The organism is Cupriavidus sp. 05L310, assembly GCF_056398185.1.
Genome location: NZ_JBFTOX010000005.1, coordinates 1 through 20215 on the forward strand (window position 1 = coordinate 1; position 20215 = coordinate 20215).

16 protein-coding genes and 1 pseudogene are annotated in these 20215 nt (G+C 61.4%); 11 read left to right on the forward strand and 6 right to left on the reverse strand.

Translation table 11 applies throughout. The features are described from left to right. The 11 genes and pseudogenes from AC1DS6_RS04315 to AC1DS6_RS04365 all read left to right on the forward strand — a co-directional run. Window positions 1-1279 (forward strand): annotated as a pseudogene (locus tag AC1DS6_RS04315) (hypothetical protein); the annotation flags it as partial. Continuing rightward, window positions 1276-1557 carry a hypothetical protein gene (locus tag AC1DS6_RS04320; protein ID WP_477102149.1) on the forward strand — a complete coding sequence of 94 codons (282 nt, stop codon included), beginning with the start codon at window positions 1276-1278 and terminating at the stop codon, window positions 1555-1557. The pseudogene AC1DS6_RS04315 and the gene AC1DS6_RS04320, both read left to right, overlap by 4 nt. A gap of 78 nt (window positions 1558-1635) precedes the next feature. Beyond that, a complete protein-coding gene (locus AC1DS6_RS04325) occupies window positions 1636-2109 on the forward strand; it encodes a hypothetical protein (protein ID WP_477102150.1) in 474 nt (157 codons plus the stop codon). 582 nt (window positions 2110-2691) lie between these two features. Next, the gene (locus AC1DS6_RS04330) at window positions 2692-3906 is read left to right on the forward strand and encodes a hypothetical protein (protein WP_477102151.1); all 1215 of its coding nucleotides are present in this window, start codon (window positions 2692-2694) and stop codon (window positions 3904-3906) included. Between the two features lie 355 nt (window positions 3907-4261). Next, on the forward strand, window positions 4262-4438 hold the full coding sequence (locus AC1DS6_RS04335; protein ID WP_477102152.1) for a hypothetical protein: 177 nt from the start codon (window positions 4262-4264) through the stop codon (window positions 4436-4438). Between the two features lie 531 nt (window positions 4439-4969). After that, window positions 4970-5317, forward strand: coding sequence for a hypothetical protein (locus AC1DS6_RS04340; protein ID WP_477102153.1), 348 nt, complete (start codon window positions 4970-4972; stop codon window positions 5315-5317). A gap of 1190 nt (window positions 5318-6507) precedes the next feature. Further along, entirely contained in the window at window positions 6508-8238 is a 1731-nt protein-coding gene (locus AC1DS6_RS04345) for a ShlB/FhaC/HecB family hemolysin secretion/activation protein (protein ID WP_477102154.1), read from the forward strand. Window positions 8239-8327: 89 nt separating this feature from the next. Further along, the gene (locus tag AC1DS6_RS04350) at window positions 8328-9008 is read left to right on the forward strand and encodes a CsgG/HfaB family protein (RefSeq protein ID WP_441635227.1); all 681 of its coding nucleotides are present in this window, start codon (window positions 8328-8330) and stop codon (window positions 9006-9008) included. 24 nt (window positions 9009-9032) lie between these two features. After that, a complete protein-coding gene (locus AC1DS6_RS04355) occupies window positions 9033-9407 on the forward strand; it encodes a DUF4810 domain-containing protein (RefSeq protein WP_477102155.1) in 375 nt (124 codons plus the stop codon). Beyond that, complete coding sequence (locus AC1DS6_RS04360) at window positions 9404-10063, forward strand: DUF799 domain-containing protein (RefSeq protein WP_477102156.1); 660 nt, start codon at window positions 9404-9406, stop codon at window positions 10061-10063. The genes AC1DS6_RS04355 and AC1DS6_RS04360 overlap by 4 nt, the downstream gene beginning before the upstream one ends. A 315-nt stretch (window positions 10064-10378) precedes the next feature. Beyond that, window positions 10379-11128, forward strand: coding sequence for a glycosyltransferase family 25 protein (locus AC1DS6_RS04365; RefSeq protein ID WP_477102157.1), 750 nt, complete (start codon window positions 10379-10381; stop codon window positions 11126-11128). Window positions 11129-11225: 97 nt separating this feature from the next. Here the strand turns inward: AC1DS6_RS04365 and AC1DS6_RS04370 are convergent, their stop codons facing one another. The 6 genes from AC1DS6_RS04370 to AC1DS6_RS04395 all read right to left on the reverse strand — a co-directional run bounded on the left by AC1DS6_RS04370 (window position 11226) and on the right by AC1DS6_RS04395 (window position 20047). Next, entirely contained in the window at window positions 11226-13256 is a 2031-nt protein-coding gene (locus AC1DS6_RS04370) for a TonB-dependent receptor family protein (RefSeq protein WP_441635235.1), read from the reverse strand. A 146-nt stretch (window positions 13257-13402) separates the two neighbouring features. After that, window positions 13403-15571, reverse strand: coding sequence for a PQQ-dependent dehydrogenase, methanol/ethanol family (locus AC1DS6_RS04375; protein WP_477102158.1), 2169 nt, complete (start codon window positions 15569-15571; stop codon window positions 13403-13405). Window positions 15572-15789: 218 nt separating this feature from the next. Continuing rightward, window positions 15790-17280: a phenylacetaldehyde dehydrogenase StyD gene (gene styD / locus AC1DS6_RS04380; RefSeq protein ID WP_441635239.1), complete on the reverse strand. Its 1491-nt coding sequence runs from the start codon at window positions 17278-17280 to the stop codon at window positions 15790-15792. A 127-nt stretch (window positions 17281-17407) separates the two neighbouring features. Further along, complete coding sequence (locus AC1DS6_RS04385) at window positions 17408-18424, reverse strand: helix-turn-helix domain-containing protein (protein WP_441635241.1); 1017 nt, start codon at window positions 18422-18424, stop codon at window positions 17408-17410. Between the two features lie 182 nt (window positions 18425-18606). Further along, on the reverse strand, window positions 18607-19662 hold the full coding sequence (locus AC1DS6_RS04390) for a class I SAM-dependent methyltransferase (protein WP_477102159.1): 1056 nt from the start codon (window positions 19660-19662) through the stop codon (window positions 18607-18609). A 79-nt stretch (window positions 19663-19741) separates the two neighbouring features. Beyond that, window positions 19742-20047 carry a hypothetical protein gene (locus AC1DS6_RS04395; RefSeq protein WP_441635245.1) on the reverse strand — a complete coding sequence of 102 codons (306 nt, stop codon included), beginning with the start codon at window positions 20045-20047 and terminating at the stop codon, window positions 19742-19744. Window positions 20048-20215: the final 168 nt, after the last annotated feature.

The window sequence follows — 20215 nt, forward strand, 5'->3', positions numbered from 1 at the left end:
CGACGCGAAGCAATGGGAGGAAGGCGGCGACTACCGTGCGGCGCTGCACGCCGCAGGCGGCGCGCTTGTTGCGGGCCTGGGTGGCGACAACGCGGTGGCCGGCGCAGTCGGTGCGGGTGCGTCGTCGCTGGCTGCGCCCAAGCTTCAAGCGCTTGGCAATGCTGTGTCAGAGAGCACGGATACTGGCAATGCGGGGCTGAATGAAGCGCTCGGAAATGTGGCGGCCAATATCGCAGCGGGTGGCTTTGGTGCGATCGTGGGTGGTGGCTCGGGTGCGGCGGCGGCAGCGAATGTGGATCGGTTCAACCGGCAGTTGCATCCGGATGAACAGAAGTGGATCAAGGACAATGCCAAGGCTTTCGCACGGCGGCTCAATGGCGGGCAAGCTCCGTCTGATGTCCAGGTTGCTGACGCAGAGCAGCGCCTTGCACAACAGGGCTTTCGTCAAGTGCAGAACGGTGCTGGCGATGCATGGGACCAAGCTGCGAGCGGCTTCCTGAGCCAGGCGCACATGATGCTCCCTGCCGATCCTTCCTGCGCCGCATGCGGGATTAGTTACTCATTCCAGCCGACCGCAGCGCAAAAAGCCAATGCTGACATGTATGCCAACTATCTGCCGCAGGACCGGAACAGTAGTTTCTACGCGCAGAATGACCTCTCACAACCAACGAGCGCCGCTGTTAGTGCAGCTAACCAGCGAGCGCAGACTATTAACAATTTGATGGGGGCTAGTACGATCGCCGCCCCGGTTGCGGCGGCACTGTTGGTTGGGGCGCCTATAGCAACTGCTGCTGGGGGAATCTTTGGATATGCAGCAATTGGTGGGACGGTGGGTGGTGGAATGGATGCTTCCGGCCAATATGCGCAAACAGGCACCATTCGCCTTTTCCAGTCTCTGTTTGCTGGTGGAACAGGGGCCATAACGGGACCGATTGGTGGTAACGTCGGCTTCATAGGCAACGTGTTGGTCGGTGGGGCCGGTGCGGCTGCAAATACAGCGTTCAATAATATTTTCTATGGCGAAAACAATAGCATTCTATTCGCGGGTGCCGTTGGCTCGACATTCAGCGGTGCTGCCTACCCAATCGGCTTAGGAGTTACAAAGCTGGCGGGGCAGACTCTGCCGTCGCTGGTCTACCCCAATGGGCTGAAGCCAAAAATACCCGCCTTGCTCCAAGGTTTGCCAAATCCCTATCCTGCAAACATTGGGGCAACGGCGGGCTCTTTCACCCAAGGATTTGGATCGTTTTTTCCGAGTAAAGAAACGGGAAAGCAATGATGCGAAAGATTGATGATCTACTGCGACAGAATGGTTGGGCCGGTATCTTCTTCAGAGTCGGATTTGAGTTGCTCTTCCTACTTTTTATATTCCAGGCTGGCGATGTTTCTGTGTGGATTGAGCGGAATTTTTTTGACCGAAACTTAATTATTGATCGCGACAAGGAGATGCTGCTAGTGCGCATCTTCATGTGCATGATCGCGGTAGGTTTTTTCGTAGAAGCCATTAACGCGATCAAGCTGCTAGTTGCGTCGCGCGACACAAAAGTCGATCGCTGAACGCTTCAATCGGCAGTTGCATCCGGACGATGCAGATGTGGATTCTAGATAATTCCATGTATTTCGTACAGCAACTCAATGGCGGGAAACATTGTTGCGAATTGCTCGACCAATCCGACGACCTGCACCGCCGCCGGAGGTATTGGCGGTGTTGTGAGCAGCGTTGCAGATATGGTGGGACAAGTTTTGGTAACTGGTGGAATTCGACCCGGACAAACCACTATGGCTACGGTTAGCGGGGCAATCTTGAAACCCGTACTCGGATCCGCCGTCAAGGGAGAAAATCCGAATGCCGGCATGGCTGGCGCTGCTGCCGGCTCCGTGGTCGGGTACAAAGCAGGCGGCGCCTTAGAGAAAGGGGTCAATGCCAAGGTCAATCCATGGTACCGGCAAGAGTGGGCGGATACTGGTTTTGGGGTTTCGAAATATATTCCGCCGAGTGTGCTTCCGTCTCTCCTTGGCACCAGCTTAGGGGCCGCTGGATCAGAAGTCGCCAATGGAAGTGTTAGTACAATCATTAATCCACCACCCAAAAAAGATTCCGCGAAATGAAAGAAAATCTCCGACCCCTCTTGGCATATTTCACAATCTGCCTAATTACATTTTCATTGGGAGGACTATTCTTCGAGCTTATATTTTTTCCTGCGGTCGCATGGATTAATGGATACCACGGATATTTTCTATCCGGATTGGATCGAATTTTTTCCTGGATAAAATTCATTGTATTTTCCAGCCTCGTTTGCGGAGTGGGATTCTGGTTTTACGAAAAGATAATAATTGGCAGGTAGCTCAGCACAGATTTTTCAGAAGCAAAATCAATTGGCACATCGGATCCGGTAATGCGGCCCAGGATGATGGCTCCCCCCCACCCTCACAAAAACCAAATAAATGAGGAGCACATTGCAGAAAATTTTGTGGGCGGCCCAGGGAATTGCTGCCCCTTGAATCATGCTACTACCGCTGGTAATTCTAAAACTACTCGGGTTTAACGTTACCAAAAAATACTCTTACGTGTTTCAGCTCTGTGTCTGCTATGGATGCTAGCAATCCAAGACGGTGGGCGACGTGGCCGGCGCCAAGGAAAAGGAGGCGCGCGCGAATGCCAGGGCCGCCCATGACACCGGGGATAGCGAGATGGAATACAAGTACCTTGCCGACGCGAAGAACTGGGAGGAAGGCGGCGACTACCGCGCAGCGCTGCACGCCGCAGGCGGCGCGCTTGTTGCGGGCCTGGGTGGCGGCAACACGGTGGCCGGCGCAGTCGGTGCGGGCGCGTCGTCGCTGGCTGCGCCCAAGCTTCAAGAGCTTGGCAATGCTGTGTCAGAGAGTATGGATACTGGCAATGCCGGGCTGAATGAAGCGCTCGGGAATGTGGCGGCCAATATCGCGGCGGGCGGCATCGGTGCCATCGTGAGCGGTGGGTCCAGTGAGGCGACGGCGGCGAATGTGGATCGGTTCAATCGGCAGTTGCATCCGGATGAATATGCTCTCGCGAAGAAAAATGCAGGCCTTGTCGCTAAAAAACTTGGCATTAGTGTGGATGATGCACAAGGGCGTATCGTCGCCGAGTTGCTGCGCAATGTAGATGGGCAGACGGCACAGGCGTCAGGCGGGATCCACGACTACCAAGTTCGATCGATTCTGGGTTGCCAGATGTTGGGATGCGGGGCATCGTCGAGCGATACCAACTATTGGAATCCTACCTACAATTCGCCGTACATTGCGCCGAATCAGCTAGCCTATAACCTGGGCGTCGCCCAGTACCACACCGGGCAAACCTACAATCGACTTGTGACGAGCAAGATCACGAAAGACCCGGTTGGCGCCACTCTGGCTGGCGCAGGCATGATCAGCCTTGGCGTGGTGACAGCCGGAGGAGTGCCGATGCTCGCTGGCATGGCTACTGGAGGGACCATCGGGGGAGTGGCCAATGCCAGTATGCAAGCGGCATTTAATGGCTCTGTGAATCCCGTAGACGTTGCCTTCGGAACGATCACAGGTGCCCTTACCTACGGAACAGCATTGCTGCCCTCACTCTTGATAAATACTGGGGGTGCTTTGGCGGGCTCTACTGTCAAGGGTGACGATCCAATTCCTAGCATGGCTGGCGCGGCGCTAGGCACGACCATTGGCTATGGGCTGGGTATGGCCGCGGAGAGCACCTTAAATGGAGTTTTTAACCCATGGTACCGGGAACAATGGAAGAGCCTGGGGTTGGGTATCACTGTGGCAGCGCCCAAGAATCCGATACCTTCACTTGGCGGCACAGCGATGAGCGGATTTGGTCAAGAATTCACAGGAAATATACTGAATTCCATCTCAAACTCAAACGCAAAAAACAACAAATGAAAATAAACATCAGGCGAGATTTTATTATGTTTTTTAGGTATTTAATTTCTTTTTTTATTATATATTCCTTGTCAGGCACTATCTTTTTATTTGTTGTTCGACCAATTTTCTGGATGGCGCTTACACATCTCCCGTACGAGACAATACCTACTGATCAAATTTGGCGCACCGCTAGAGCACTTGGCGCAATTACATTAATCTCCTCCATTAGTCTATTTTGCTTCTGGAAAATCAAATCCAGGTAGCATAATTGCCTCTCCAACCCTCAAAAATCCAAATGGATACCTTAAAATCGTTGTAGATAGCCGTTAGCGCCCGATCAATCCTTTCACTTTTCGTTAGATTTGGAGTATCAATGGAAAAGATGAAGATCCTGCAGGAAAAATCAATGGCGTTGCGCGTGCTATTGCAGATGCATGAGAAAAGCAATGCGGATGCAATGCTGCTACTGCAATTGCTTACCCCCTCTTCCGGGATATTTCCCAGGGGAGAGTCATTCGCCCCGTTTACTATCAATATGGCCTCACGCTAGGGAAGGAAAATCCATTTTATGAGCCTAGTAGCCCATTCTTCCGTGTCGAGTCAGATTTTGTAGCCGCCCTTGAGGACTGGACGTCGCAACCTTGGTATCAGGACGGTTCAAAGCAAACCAATGAATGATCGCTTCAACCGGCAGTTGCATCAAAGCGAGTACGGATTTTGTCAGGCGGCGGCGGCAATACAACGAACGTGATCATGACCAGACCCATCACAGGGGATAGTAGATGATGGAAAATATGGGAAATAAATTGGTTGCTTGGCTTAAAGTTTTTGCCATCTGCCTGCTCGTTTACGTCATTGTGGCTAGCTTTTTTTTGCTGCTATTCATTCCAGTTCTAAGATCCCAGATTTTCAGCATACCGTATGGCCTCCCTGTCGCGGCGGATTACATTCGTTTCGCGAAAGCAGCTACGGTCCTTGCATCAATCACCACAATAGTGATTTGGTTCGCGAGAGCACGAGGCATTAATCGATAGCGGCGGTGTGTCATGTACTGGTCTGGCAGACGCAGGAATGATTGGCCTTGGTAGAATCAAGCGACGCTCCTTTTTTGGGTTACGTCAAAGGGCGCAACGGTGGTCAAGGATGTGAGCAACGTGGAGAAAAACTGATGAACCAAAAGAGAATGATAGCGACATTGAATACCTGGTTCACCGTGGGGCTTGCGTCCGCGTTCGGAGCTGGTTGTTGGACATTCGTTACGGCTGGCGTTTGCCGGATCTTATTTCATTTGGAAGACAATACGGCGATACTTTTCATCGGCATCCCTATTTTCGTTTTTCTATCAATTTTGTTTTGGCGAATTCTACCAAAGCATCTACGCAACGCAAAAATGCTTGGTGACGAACCGGAAAGATTCGGACCGTGGTAAGGAGCCACAACGGTGACCGGCTCTACTGGCAGTTGCACCCGGATAGAAAGGCGAATATCTTGGCGCAGAAAAACTGGAACAAGTGAATTAGTACGCCACCCCTTGGGACCGCACAAAGTGCGTTGCTGATCGGGCTTGGACTAAGGCCATTGGCCAAATTAATTATGTTAATAATGCTAGAGATGGAAAATGAATTGTCGGGCGCTGTTTAATTCTCTTCATGATGCTATCATTATCGGCCTGGCGATAATCGCATCCGGGGCATTCTATGTTTTTCTCATTCTGTGGGTATGCTTGAAGACCATCGGCCTTGATGATCAGCACAATCAAATCTGTATTGGTATGATTTTCATGGCTATCTATTCAATATGGGGGCTAATCTATTTCCCGAAGGCCTTGCGTAAGGCGGGGTGGCTGCGTGGCGCCTTTGAGAGGTGAAATCGAAATTAACTAGATTGTGGCCGTACCGCGAAAAAGACCGCTTCAATCGGCAGTTGCATTTGAATGCGCAGAAGTGGATTCGGGACCGCACGGCGGCTCAATGACGAACAAGCTCCGTCTGATGTCAAGATGTGAATACCAGTAGCAGGACGCCGCTCACGAGTGCGCCATGACCCGCCCTGTGATACATGCCCGGCGCACCCGCGAACCAGCACGACATCGACCAAAGCATCGAAAACATACGCCGCCTGCAGCGGCAGGCCGCCTACCAGCAGTGACTCCCCAACGACTGCAGATTATTCAGAACCTGGTCAAATTTGGCCCTGAATTAATTAATTAGGAAATTTCCTAACCCATTTTCGGATCTGTCCGATTTCAATCTGGACTCAGACTCGGTATCTTCCGTCTTGCGTGGGCGTAGCCCGTCTCCGGCAAGCGGCAACGCGCTTGCGCGGGGGATGCATCGGCACCGAGGCTAGCGGTGCTGGCGCCAACAATGCCTAGTCAAACCCGAAGGAGAGAAGATGATCGGATTTCTTTTGCCACAGCAACACCACTTCTCGATGTTGCGAAAATTTCGATCATTTATTCTCGCTCGCGGATTATCAATGAGCGCTGTTTTCCGCGCCATCTGTTGCACTCCGCATATAAAAGCGAAGAGGTAGTCGCACAAAAAAATACAGAGATTCAACCCGACCAAATCACTAACCTCCGAGTCGAATTGACTGACATGCAAACCGCGTCAATCTATGTCAATGCACTTCCGCAACGCGCGCCGCATGACGCGCGGTGTCGCCCCGTTTGTCCCGTTCATCCTGACGCTGCCTTCGCTCGCGGTTGCCCAGGCCCTGCCCTTCTTCCCGCCGGCCACCCCGAATGCCGCCATCGAGCGCCGTCAGGAACAACAGCAGGAAGCCGCGCGTGAGCGCGCCATGGCCCGCCCTGACGTACTCACGGCTTCCCCCATTAAAAACGGCATCGCGGGACCGCTGATGCTGCCCGCGGAGTCGCCCTGCTTTCTCATCAAGATGGTGCGTTGGGAAGGTGCGGAGGACTTTGCATGGCTCCAGGCCGAGGCCGGCATCCTGCCCACCCAGTGCGTCGGTGGCAAGGGGCTGGCGACCATCCAGGAGTATTTTTCCGCGCGGCTGCTCGCCCGAGGCTACATGACCACGCGCGTGGTGATCCCGGACCAGAATCTCGCCGGCGGCGAATTGCGCCTGCGCGTGGTGGCCGGACGCATTTCTGGTGTCAAGGCCGAGGGCGCGCCCGGCTGGTGGCGCGTGGCCTTGCCCACCGGCCCCGGCGGCCTGGTGAATCAGCGCGACCTGGACCAGGGCACGGAGAACGTGCGCCGCCTGCAGGGACAGGCCGATGCCAGCATCGATCTCGTTCCCGGCGAGAACCCCGGCGACACCGAGCTGATCATCAAGGCCGGCACCGGCAAACGCTGGCATGCCCTCGTGACAGGCGACAACGCCGGGCTGGATAGCACCGGACGCTACCAGATGGGCGGCACGCTGACGGTGGACTCGCCACTGTTCCTGTACGACAGCCTGACCGTCTCCGGCAGCACCAATGCCAATGCCGGCAACGGCGCGGCGGGGACGCGCTCTTCGGCGATCAGCTACAGCATTCCCTTCGGCTACTGGAACGCCTTCTTCAATGCCAACCAGTCGCGATACCACCAGACGGTGGCGGGTTTCGACAGCGACATCGTCTATGGCGGGCGCAGCACGCAGATCGAGGCAGGACTTGGCTACGTGCCGTTCCGCAATGCCTCGGGCAAGACAAGCCTGTACGGCAAGGTGTTCCGCAAGACCGCCCGTTCCACCCTGGATGGCATCGATATCGAAGTGCAGCACCGCGATTTCGTCGGCTTCGAGGCCGGCGCCGCGCACCGCCAGTACCTCGGCAATACGGTGCTGGATGTCGGCGCGGCATGGCGCGCGTCACTGCCCGCGCACTCCAGGTCGCCCGGCTTTGTGCTGGGCGAGCCCGGCTGGGATGGCAAGTCGGAGATCGTGCTGGCGAACGCCGGACTGATGGTGCCATTCCAGGCCGCCGGGGAGCGCTTGCGCTACCAGGGCAACGTGCGCATGCAGTACGCCCGCACCCGCATCCTGCCGTCCGACTACTTCGTCATCGGCAACCGCTATTCGGTGCGCGGTTTCGATGAACAGCTGACCCTTGCCGCCGAGAACGGCATCACCTGGCGCAACGAACTGGCCTGGCAACTCGCGAATACGGGCCAGGAAGCCTTCCTGGGTTTCGACATGGGACATGTCAGCGGCCCATCCGCCGGGTTCCTGGCGGGCCAGTCGCTGATGGGTGCCGTGATAGGAGCGCGCGGGCGCTGGGCCATGGGTGGCTACGCCGCCCTGACCTACGAGGTCACGCTCGGCAGGCCGGTCAGGAAGCCAGAGTTCTTCCGCACGCACACGCCCAATATCGCGGCGCAGATCGGTGTGGAATTTTAGGCCCCGCAGCCCGGGGGTATCGCGCAATCGATGCGCGCCCAAGAACGTGAATCGTTTGCATGTTTGATTAACCAAGAGGAGAAGACCGAATGAACAGACTGACAGCAGGATCGCTGTTTGCCGCGGCTGGGCTGCTCGCCCTGCTTGGCGGCTGCGCGACCGAATCATCGACTGCCTTGCCCGTGCAGAAGGTCGAGAGTGCCAGCCGCCCCTACGTGGGCGTGCGCACGCCGATCGCAGTCGGGAAGTTCGATAACCGTTCGAGCTATATGCGCGGCGTGTTTTCCGATGGCATCGACCGGCTGGGCGGCCAGGCCAAGACTGTCCTGATCACGCACCTGCAACAGACCAACCGCTTCCATGTTCTCGACCGCGACAACCTGGACGAGATCAAGCGCGAGGCGGGCATCAAGAGCCAGGCGCAGCGTCTCAAGGGTGCCGACTACGTGATCACCGGCGACGTGACCGAGTTCGGGCGCAAGGAAGTGGGCGACCAGCAACTCTTCGGCATTCTCGGCCGCGGCAAGTCGCAGGTAGCCTATGCGAAGGTGGCCCTGAACGTGGTCAATATCGCGACATCGGAAGTGGTGTTCAGCAGCCAGGGCGCGGGCGAGTACGCGTTGTCTAGCCGCGAGGTCATCGGTTTTGGCGGCAGCTCCAGCTATGACTCGACACTCAACGGCAAGGTGCTGGATCTCGCCATGCGCGAGGCCGTGACGAATCTGGTCAACGGGGTCGAGGCCGGCGCCTTGACGCCGCGCAATCCCTGAATGCCAATATCCAGAGGAAAAACTGTGAAGACATTATTCCAGCCGTGCCGCCTGGCGACACTCGCGCTCACGGCAAGCGCATTGCTGGCGGGTTGCGCCGCGCCAGCCAAGCCCCTGTATCAGTGGGAGAGCTACCAGCCGCAGGTTTATCAGTACTTCAAGGGCGAATCGAAGCAAGCCCAGATTGAAGCGCTTGAACGCGATCTGCAGAAGATCATGGCAGCGGGCAATACGCCGCCGCCGGGCTACCACGCGCATCTTGGCATGCTGTACGCCGATGTTGGCAAGGATGGCCAGATGGTCCGCGAGTTCCAGACGGAAAAGACCCTGTTTCCGGAGTCGTCCGCCTATGTGGATTTCCTGATGAAGAACATCAAGCAAGGGGGGAGCAAGAAATGAGGGATATGTTCAAGCGCGCGCTCGCGTTCCTGGCCGTCGCAGCGCTGACCGCCGGGTGCGCGGCGCCATCCAGGCATGTCGATTACGCCGCCTTCAAGGAGAGCAAGCCGCGCTCGATCGTGGTCCTGCCACCGCTGAACGAGTCGCCTGACGTCGCGGCGACCTACAGCATGCTGTCGCAGGTCAGCTATCCGCTTGCCGAGGCCGGGTACTACGTGCTGCCGGTGGCCCTGGTGGACGAGACCTTCCGCCAGAATGGCCTGACGACGCCGGGTGATATCCATGCCGTCCCGCCAGCGAAGCTCAGAGACATCTTCGGCGCGGATGCCGCCCTCTACATCACGGTAACGGACTACGGGACCAAGTTCCAGGTGGTTAACAGCGCCACGGTCGTAAGCGCGAAGGCGACGCTCGTGGATTTGCGGACAGGGGGCACGCTCTGGACTGGCGCCGCTTCGGCATCCAACAGCCAATCTGGCAACGCCGGCGGAGGCCTGGTCGGGATGCTCGTGGCTGCGGCGATCGCGCAGGTGATCAACAGCGTGTCGGATGCAAGCTATTCGGTCGCGGGAACAGCGAGCCTGCAGCTGCTGTCGGCCGGCAGCCCGGGCAGCATCCTGTACGGTCCGCGCTCCGCCAGGTACGGCTCGGATTGATGGTGCAGCGCCTGCTGCCGCAGTGCTGCCGCCCGCCGGTAGTGTTCACCCGCAAGTGCTCCGTGGGCGGCTACACCGCGTTGGCCTGCAAGGTGACGCCTGGCTGGCCGTCAGGAAGCCCGAATTCTTCCGCACGCGGCAGCCCTGCATCGCGGCGCAAATCGGCATTGCGTTCTAGCCCGGACCATCCCTGAAGCCTGGCGGCCACTCCGAGCGAGTTACTAATTGGGGGCGTCCCAGCATGATTCGAAGCTGGGACGCAACGGATAGTGCTTGCCATCCGGGTTCAATCAACAACGTTAGCGGGTATTTCCGATGCAAAGCGCATGCACTATTCCAAGTGATCTTCGCCGCTTGGGACTTGATGGCATCCTGATCATTAACGTTCGCTCGTTTGTCGAGCGCCGCAAGCATATTCAAGCGCAGCTTTTCAGATTCGGACTAGAAGGCGAATTTGTCCATGCGTTTGACGCCGTCGACATCGACAAGCAAATCAATGACAAATACTTCAAGGGCACGGGGCTTCGGCCAGCGCAGAAATCCTGCTCGCTGAAGCATATCGTCGCACTTGAGCGTATTTGCTCTCGAGGCTGGCGACGTGCGCTGATTTTGGAGGATGACGCAGTGTTGGCGGAGACTTTTCCAGCCGGCCTGAAGCAAGCGTTGATCGAGTCGTCGAGACATCGGTGCCCGCACGTCATTTATCTTGGTTGTGGTGGAAACCAGGACACCCCTCGCAGTCAACGGATTGCTGGTCAGCACTTGTACAAGAACAACCGCGGACGCTTTACCGATTCCTATGTCATTGGCATTACCGAGGCATCCGCGAGGCTGGAATGGATGTCTGCGAACAAGATGGATTTGCCGATCGACCTCGCCTTCGATGCGATGGACAGGCTGGTCGGCAATGAGATTCTCTGGTTCGAGGATCCGGTGGTTGAACAGGGTAGCAAGAATGGCGCCTTTGAAACAACACTGCAACCCGGTCGTACTGCGAAGGCGCAAAGATTGCACTTCGCCTGGAAGCGGCTTTGGCAAAAGCATGTGCGTCAGATCTGGCGATAGATCGAGGTCACCAGTATCGGCCGCAAACTTGCGGCACGAAGAAGCACGCGCTGACGCATCGCCCGCCAATGCTTGCTGTGCGCCCCCCATCCACCGCTCAAATCTCCGCCCGCAACCCCACAAAAAACCGCCGCCCCGGCGCCGGCTCGAAATACCGCCCGTTGCTCTCGTTCACGATCACCGAGCCGATGTAGCGCCGGTCGGTGACATTGTCGATGCGCCCATACGCGTACCAGCGCATGCGCCCCACGCGGAAGTTGTAGCCGGCACGCAGGTTGAAGATGGCGTAGCCCGGCGCGTATTGCGTGTTGAGGTCGTCGGCAAAGACGCGCCCTTCCACGCGCATCTCCACGCCCAGCGTGAGGTCGGCCACCGGCTTGTACGTTGCCTCGGCGAACAAGCTGTGGCGTGCGGTGCCGGGCAGGCGATTGCCGGAGGCAACCGTTGCGCCCTGCGCATTGCGGAAAGCGTCGCCAAAGAAGGCGTCGAGCCAGGTGTAGGCCAGCCCGGTGCCGTAGCGTTCTCCGGGGCCGTAGACGCCGCGCCATCCCAGTTCCAGCCCGCGCCGGCGCACACCATTGACGTTCTGGTAGACGGAGCGGCCGTTGTCGTTGGCCAGCGGCACGATTTCGTCGTGGCTGTCGGCATCGAACAGCGCGGCCTCCAGCCGGTGTCCCTGGCCTTGCCATTTGACGCCGATCTCGCCCTGGCGGCTGGTGGATGGCTGCAGGCCAAGGTTGGTGCCGGTGCCGCCTGGGCCGTAGGCCACCTCGGTCAGCGTCGGCGTCTCAAAGCCGCGGCCCAGGTTGGCATAGACGTTGAGCGAGTCGAGCGCTTGCCAGACCACGCCGAGCACCGGGCTCACGTTGTTATACGTGGCGGTGCCGCTGTCATCGGGGCTGGCCGCCGTGATGTAGTGATCGTCGATGCGCAGCCTGACCTTGCTGGCACGCACGCCGCCCACGAGCCGCCAGGCGGGGTTCCAGGTCCAGTCGAACTGGGCAAAGGCGCCGAGGCTGCCCGCCTTGTCGGTCTCGTCGCGGCGCAGCGCGCCCTGCGTGCCGTTCTGGTTCACGAAGCCGGTGCGCGCGTCGCGCATGCCATCGGCGTCGACGCCGGCGCTCCACAGCAGCGGCAGGCCGTTCAACGTGGTGTTGTGGTGCCACGAGAGCGCGCCGCCGCCATAGCTGCGGTCGATATCCACGATGCCGCCCGCCGACGAGGGCGCGATGCCGCTGAAGCCCAGGTACTGGGTTAGCTGGCGCGTGCCGCCGTAGAGGCGGAACTCAAGATTGTCGCGCTCGCTCAGGCGCTGCTCCACCTGCACGCCGCCCTGGTTCTGCCGGACAGTCTTGCCGGTATTGAACTGCGTGGCCAGCGGCACCGCCTGGCGCGGGTTGGCATCGGCCTGGGCGCGGGTAAGGCCGAGCGCGTCCTGCGCCTGCGGCTGGTCGAAGGCGTTGAACAACAGGGTGACGCGGGTGCCGGTGACAGGTTCCGCCACCACCTTGGCGTTGAGCTGGCGGCGCCGGGCCGCGCTGTGGTCGCGGTAGCCGTCGGTTTCAAAGGTCCATGCGTCCAGCACGCCGCCGATCTTGTCGTTACCGCCACCGACGGCCACGCTGGTCATCCATTGCCCGTCGGAGCCGAAGCCGCTCCCCACCCGTGCCATCGGCGCCTTGGGCGGATCGGGCGTAAAGATCTGCACGACGCCCCCCGAGGCGTTGCCGTAGAGCTGGGCGAAGGGGCCGCGCAGCACCTCGATGCGGCTGGCGTTGGTGAGATCGGCAGTGGATGCTTGCCCCTGCCCGTCCGGCATGGTGGCGGGAATGCCGTCGACATACAGCCGCACCCCGCGCACGCCGAACGTGGAGCGGCTGCCAAAGCCGCGCACCGCAAGCTGCAGGTCTTGCGAGTAGTTCTGGCGCTCGCGCGCGGCCACGCCAGGCACGAGTGTCAGCAGCTCCGAGAGGTTGATCAAGGGGCTCGGGGTCGCCAGCGAATCGACCGGGACATTGTCGATCGCGGCCGGCGCGTCAAAGCGCTTCTGCTCGGCGCGGCTGACGCTCACCACCACGTCGGGGAGCGTTTCCTCGGCACAAGCCACGCCCGGCGCGGCCGCGAGCATGGCGGCTGCCAGGCAGCACAGACGGTAAGAAGCCAGCCCGGAAACTGGTTTCCGGCTTCGCGCACCGCCCTTGCTGCCTGCCATCTTCCTGCCCTGGGTCCGTTGATCGCTCCCCTTCCTGCCGCGCGGGCGGCCCTGCGCGGCGATCAATTGGCCTTGGGCCGGATCGCGTCGGCGGTGCCCTGGATGAAAGCCTTGATCTTCTCGACATCCTCCATGCTCAGCTTGCCCGTGAAGTCCGGCATGCCGCGCGCCAGGGCGGGGCCTTTGAAGATGAACTTGTCGAGGTTCTGGATATAGGCGGCGTTCAGATAGCCAAGGTTGGGAATATTGCCGCCGCGATCCACGCCAGGCACGCCATGGCACAGCACGCAATTGCTGACATAGAGCGCGGTGCCTGCCGCGACATGGGCGGGGTCATATTTCACGCCCGCCAGCAATCCTTCCGCGCGGTACTGCACGAAGGCGGGCATCGGCGCCTTGCCACCCACGGCGAAGGTGTAGACCGTGCCGGGCCCCTGCCGCTCGGTGGCGCGCTGGGCCTGCCCGTAGACGCCGCCCCAGCCGACGGCGACGGACACGTACTGCTTGCCGTCGACCATGTAGCTCACGGGTGCCGCGATCACGCCGGTGCCCGTGGGGGATTCCCACAGCTTGGCGCCGGTGGCGGCGTTGTAGGCGATGAAGCGGCCGTCGGCCGTGCCCTGGAACACCAGGTTGCCGGCGGTGGTCAGCGTGCCGCCGTTCCACGGCGAGACGTATTCCTGGGTCCACGCGGCTTTCTGCTGTACCGGATCCCAGGCAATCAGGCGGCCGAAGGGCTTGCTCGCGGGCGGCTCGGCGTTGAGGAACTTCGCCGTGTTCCAGCCCACGTTGCCATGCGGCTGGCCAGGCTGCTTGCCGTTGAACGTCCAGTTCTTGTCGTCCATCAGGTTCAGCGGCACATGCTGCGCCGGCAGGTAGACCAGTCCGGTCTGCGGGTTGAACGACATCGAATGCCAGTTGTGCGCGCCATAGGGACCGGGGATGGCGTCATAAGGCTTGTCCGTGGCACGCGCCTCGGGCAGCTCGATCGGGCGTCCGTTCTGGTCGTAGCCGCTGGCCCAGTTCACATCGACGAAGTTCCTGGCCGAGATGAACTGGCCGTTGGTGCGGTCGATGACGAAGAAGAAGCCGTTCTTGGGCGCGTGCAGGATGACCTTGCGTGCCTTGCCGCCAATGTTGAGGTCGGCCAGTATCATGGGCTGGGCGGAGGTGTAGTCCCAGTTGTCGCCAGGCGTTTCCTGGTAGTGCCAGACATATTTGCCGGTATCGGGATCGAGCGCGACGATGGAGGCCAGGTAGAGGTTGTCGCCGCCGGCCGGGCTGCGCTTGCTGCGCGACCAGGGCGAGCCGTTGCCGGTGCCCACGTACATCAGGTTGAGCTCGGGGTCGAAGGCCAGCGTGTCCCATGCCGTGCCGCCGCCGCCGGCTTCCCACCATTTGCCGGCCGGGTCCCAGGTCTTGGCTGCCCTGGCCATCGACTCGTCCTCGAACGGTTTGCCTGGGGCGCCCGGCACCGTGAACCAGCGCCATTTCTGCTCGCCCGTGCCCGCGTCGTAGGCGGTGATATAGCCGCGCACGCCGTATTCCGCGCCGCCGTTGCCGATGATGACTTTGCCCTTGAACACGCGCGGCGCGCCGGTGATGGTGTAGGAGTGGCTGCGGTCGATGATGGTGTCTTTTTCCCAGACCTTGCGGCCGGTGCCCGCATCGAGCGCAATCAGCCGGCCATCGTAGGCAGCGACGAACACCTTGCCCTGGTAAAGCGCCACGCCGCGATTGACGACATCGCAGCAGCCCTTATAGCCGATCGACCTGTCGACCTTCGGGTCGAAGGTCCAGATGCGCTTGCCGCTGCGGGTGTCGATGGCGTGTACCACGCTCCACGAGGCGCTGACATACATGATGCCGTTCACCACCAGCGGCGTGGCTTCCACCCCGCGCGTGGATTCCAGGTCATAGGACCACGCCAGCCCCAGGTCCTTCACGTTGTCGGCATTGATCTGCGAGAGCCGGCTGAAGCGGGTTTCCGCGTAGTCCAGGCCGTAGCTGGGCCAGTCGGGGGTCTTGGCGGCGTTGGTCTCGATAAAGGCGCCATCCACGCCGCGGGTCACGGCACGGATGTGGTCGGCGCTGGCAACCCTGGCAGGCGGCTTGGTTTGCGCGGCCGCGAGCGAGGCCGCGGCCAGTCCTGCCGCCAGCATGGCCAGCTTGCCGGTGCGCCGCGCGGCGCCCGGCCAGCAGGAGAAAGCCCGCTTGGATTCTTGGCTCATTGTGTCTCCTCTTCTTTTATTTATTCTTGCTTCTTCTGGGGGGGAAGCCAGGCTGGTTCTGTGCCAGCGGCTGGCCAATGGTGCGGCGGACATTGCCCGCCGCACCACCGGATTGCAGCGATCCTAAGGATGGCGGCAGAGGCGCGTTATACACACTCGGGATTACCCCGAGGATGACGCCAGGCACGCCCCTGCCTTTTGCGGCAGTGCCGCTCTGCTCAGTAAGCCATGCAGACCGACTTGATCTCGGTGTAGGCCTCGATCGCCGAGCGGCCATGTTCGCGCCCGACGCCGGACGCCTTGTAGCCGCCGAAAGGCATGTTGGGATCGACGATATTGTGCGTATTGACCCAGACCGTGCCGGCATCCAGGCCATCGACCAGGCGCTGCACCGCGCGCAGGTCGTTGCTCCAGATGCTGGCGCCCAGGCCGTACTCCGAGCGGTTGGCCTCGGCCAGCACGGCCTCGGGATCGTCGAACGGCATGGCCACCACCACCGGCCCGAAGACTTCCTCGCGCACCAGGGTCAGGTCCTTGCACGCGGCGTTGGCCACCACCGTGGGCCGCACGAAATAGCCGGGACGGTCCAGCGCATCGCCGCCCGCGACGATCTCCGCGCCTTCGCTGCGCCCGGTGCCGATCAGGCCCATCACCTTGTCGCGATGGCGTGCCGAGACCAGCGGCCCCATCTGGCTGGCGGGATCGAGCCCGGAACCCAGCACCGTGGCATTGGCCACCTTGCCCAGCCCCTCGACCACCCGGTCATAGTGCCGGCGCGCCACGTACAGCCGCGAGCCGGCCGTGCAGACCTGGCCCTGGTTGAGGAAGATGGCGCCGGCCGCGCCCTGGATGGCGTGCGCGGGATCGCAATCGTCCAGCACGATCACCGGGCTCTTGCCGCCCAGCTCCAGCGACACGCGGCGGATATCCTGGCCGCAGCGCGCGCCGATCAGGCGCCCGACTTCCGTGGAGCCCGTGAAAGTAATCTTGTTGACGCCGGGATGCGCCACCAGCGCCGCGCCGGGCACGCCGTCGCCAGTCACCACATTCAGCACGCCCGGCGGGAAGCCCGCTTCGAGCGCCAGCTCGGCCAGCCGCAGCGCGGTCAGCGGGGTTTCCTCCGCCGGCTTTAGCACCACAGTGCAACCGCAGGCCAGCGCCGGCGCGATCTTCCAGACGGCCATCAGCAAGGGGAAATTCCACGGCACGATGGCGCCCACCACGCCCACCGGCGAGCGCCGCGTCATGGCGCTGTAGCGCGTTCCCGGCGGAAACGGCACCGACACATCCAACGTGCTGCCTTCGATCTTGGTGGCCCAGCCGGCCATATAGCGCAGCCATTGCGCGCTGCCGCCCACCTCCAGGCCTTGCGAGAAGGCCAGCAGCTTGCCGTTGTTGAGCGTCTCCAGCCGGGCCAGTTCGTCGCCGTGCTGCTCGACCAGGTCGGCCAGCTTGAGCAGCAGGCGCTCGCGCTGGGCCGGCATCATGGCGCGCCATGTGCCGCCGGCAAAGGCGCGCCCGGCGGCCGCCACGGCGGCATCGATATCTGCCGCCCCGCCGGCGGGCACGCGCGCGATCTCCTCGCCGGTGGCGGGATCGAACACGGCAAAGGTCTCGCCAGACTCGGCCTGGCGCCACTCGCCGTCGATCAGCATGGCATTGCGGATGGCCTGGTTCAGGCCGCTGCGGGCTTCCACGGGTGCATTCATCTTCGTCTCCGGTTGGTCTTGGCTTGATGCCTCGTTGTGGAGACCGAAGTTAGCACCGCGTCCTTGTCACGGCTTGTCTGGCCGTGCAGAAAGCTTGTCGATGCGTGCAAAGCGCACGCTGGCGCGGTTAATGACGCAGCGCAATACGCGTCCCGCCCGCATTCTGCTGGCGCCATTGCGAAGGACTCATGCCAAAGCGCTCATGGAAGACACGGCTGAAGTGCGCCGCGTCGGCAAACCCCAGGGCAAAGGCGATCTCGGTAATGCTGCGCCCGGCGTCCGCGCTGCCGGACAGCCGCACAGCCGCCTGCCGCAACCGGCGGGACAGGATATAGGCATGCGGGGTCTGGCCAGACTCGCGGAACAGGTTATACAAGGTGCGCCGCGAGACGTTCAGAACCGCGGCCAGCCGCTGCGCGGAGAGTTCCGGATCATGCAACTGGGCGTCGATGAATTCAGCGAGGCGATGCATCCGCGCTTCGCCGAGATGCCGCGCCATGGCTGCGTCCGCGCCATCGCCAAGCGCCGGCGGCCGCGTATCCGCACCTTGCAGCGCGGTCTCCACCAGCGAAACGACGGAATCCTGCAGCACCATCTGTCCCTGGTAATCCAGCAAGTGGCCCGAGCAGGTATCGTGCAGCATGGCACCCAGCGCCGACAACGCGATGCGCGCCGCGCCCTCGCCCCGCAACGCCCGGCCGCCCAGGCTGGCCGCCGCCTGCCGCCAGCCGAAGGCGCGCTCCTGCGGCACCAGCAGCACCAGCACCCGGCAGCGGTCCGGCATCTCGATGCTATAGGGTTGCGCGGTATCGTAAATCGACCACATCCCGGGTTCGAGCGAAGCCTCGTTACCCCGTTGCGCAACCCGGCTCTGTCCGCTGATTTGCCAGAAGATCTTGAAGAAACCCGCATCGGACGCCGCCACGTGCCGGGGCTCGCGCGCCACCCTGTGCGCATCGACATCCATGTCCGCCACCGCGCAGGCGCCGAAGCGGGCATAGCTGACGTTGCTATGGAAGCACCCGCGCGTCTGGCGCGTATAGGCGAGCGGCAGGAAGCTGGTATCGATGGCTTCGCACCATTGGTCGAACGTCACGATGGACATCCGTGCCGGTTTCTGCTGCAGATTCTGCACAGCGGGCATCAGGGCATCTCCAGTAACCGGCGGTATGCTGGGGAACGCGCCGGAAGTCCTCGAAGGTGGAGGCCAAGCCTAATGGAAAGCCCACGGGCAGACAATGGGAACAACTACGCAGGCGCGGCGACGGCAGGAAGGGCGAAAACGCCGCATTGCTTGCCGCCAACCCGCCGGCCCGCCGGCCCACGCTAAGGGCGCGCTTCGTAGACCAGGTTGAACGGCGTTTCCGTGGCGCGGCGGAAGCGGCGGAAGCCGCCCCGCGTAACCACCTCCCGGATACGCTTCTCGCCAGCCTGCGCGCCCAGGCACATGGCGCCTTCCTGCGCGCGCGACGCCGGCGTGCAGATGAAGGTCGACGCCGAATAAAAGATCCGCCCCACCGGGTTGAGGTTCTGCTCCAGCCGGTCCTGCGCGAACGGCTCCACGATCATCCATGTGCCGTCCGGCTTGAGGCTGTTCCACACGTGATGCGATGCGCCGGCCGGGTCGCCCATGTCGTGCAGGCAATCGAACATGGCGGCGAGATCGTAGTCGCTGCCCGGAAAGCTCTTTGCACTGGCGACCTCGAAGCGCACCCGGCTGGCAACCCCCGCGCGTTGCGCCGCCTCGGACGCATAACGAATGGACGGCTCGTGATAGTCGAAGCCGTGGAACGTGGAGTTCGGGTAGGCCTGCGCCATGATGATGGTGGACGCGCCGTGTCCGCAGCCGATGTCGGCCACGCGAGCGCCAGCTTCCAGCCGCGCCTGTACGCCCGCCAGCGCCGGGATCCAGTCGCTCACCAGATGCGCCGCGTAGCCGGGACGGAAAAAGCGCTCGGTGCCGTGGAACAGCGCCGCGTCGTGCTCGTGCCATCCCAGGCCCTGTCCGGTGCGGAATGCGTCGATCATTTTCGGGATCGCCTTGAATTGCGCCACGGCGATCTCGAACGCGCCGGGAATAAATGCCGGGCCGCCTTCCACGGTGAGCGCGAAAGCCTGCTCCTCGCCGAGGCTGAACCGGTCGGTGGCCGCGTCGTACTCCACGTAGCCGCTGGCCGCCTGGGCCGACAGCCACTCGCGCACGTAGCGCGCGTCGGTGCCGGTGTCGCTTGCGAGTTCCTGCGCCGACAGCGATTTGCCGGCAAGCGCCTTGTAGAGTCCCAGCTTGTCGCCGACCACGATCGTCGCGGCATGCATCACCGCGCCGAGATCGCGAACGAAGTTGTCCATGAACGCATTCAGCCTGGTGTCATCGATTGGCATGACGGGCTCCCTGGATGGATAAGTTGCCGCGCGCTGCGCGGCCTCACAGCACACCTCGCAACACGCCTCACAAGACGCCTCACAATACGCGATAGATCTCCCAGCGCGCGGTGCCGGAAACCACGAACGGCTCCAGGTCCTTGCCCCATTGCGCGTGGGCCGGTATCGATGCGAGCCGGCCCCATGCGCGGTCCAGCTCGCCGAGATCGTTCACTTCCCAGTCATGGACCACCGTCGCTTCGAGCGCGCCGATCGAGCCGGTCAGCAGGCGCCCGGTGACAAGGCCGGCTTGCGGGGCGATCTCGCGCGCCCATGCTTGCAGCCGGTCGATGACCTCTTGCTTGTGCCCAAAGCGGGCATCGATCTGCCATCTTGCGATCAGCATGATGTTTCTCCTTGAATGGTTGGTGGAGGATGGGATGGGATGGGCCGCGGGCGGGTGCGCGCATCGGCTGGCAACCGCCCGGCCCGTGTGCTACCTTTTTTGAACAGCGTCGCCAACGGTGCGGCGCGGCAGGCCGCTGTGCATCCGCAGCCCCGCCCCTCCAGTTCC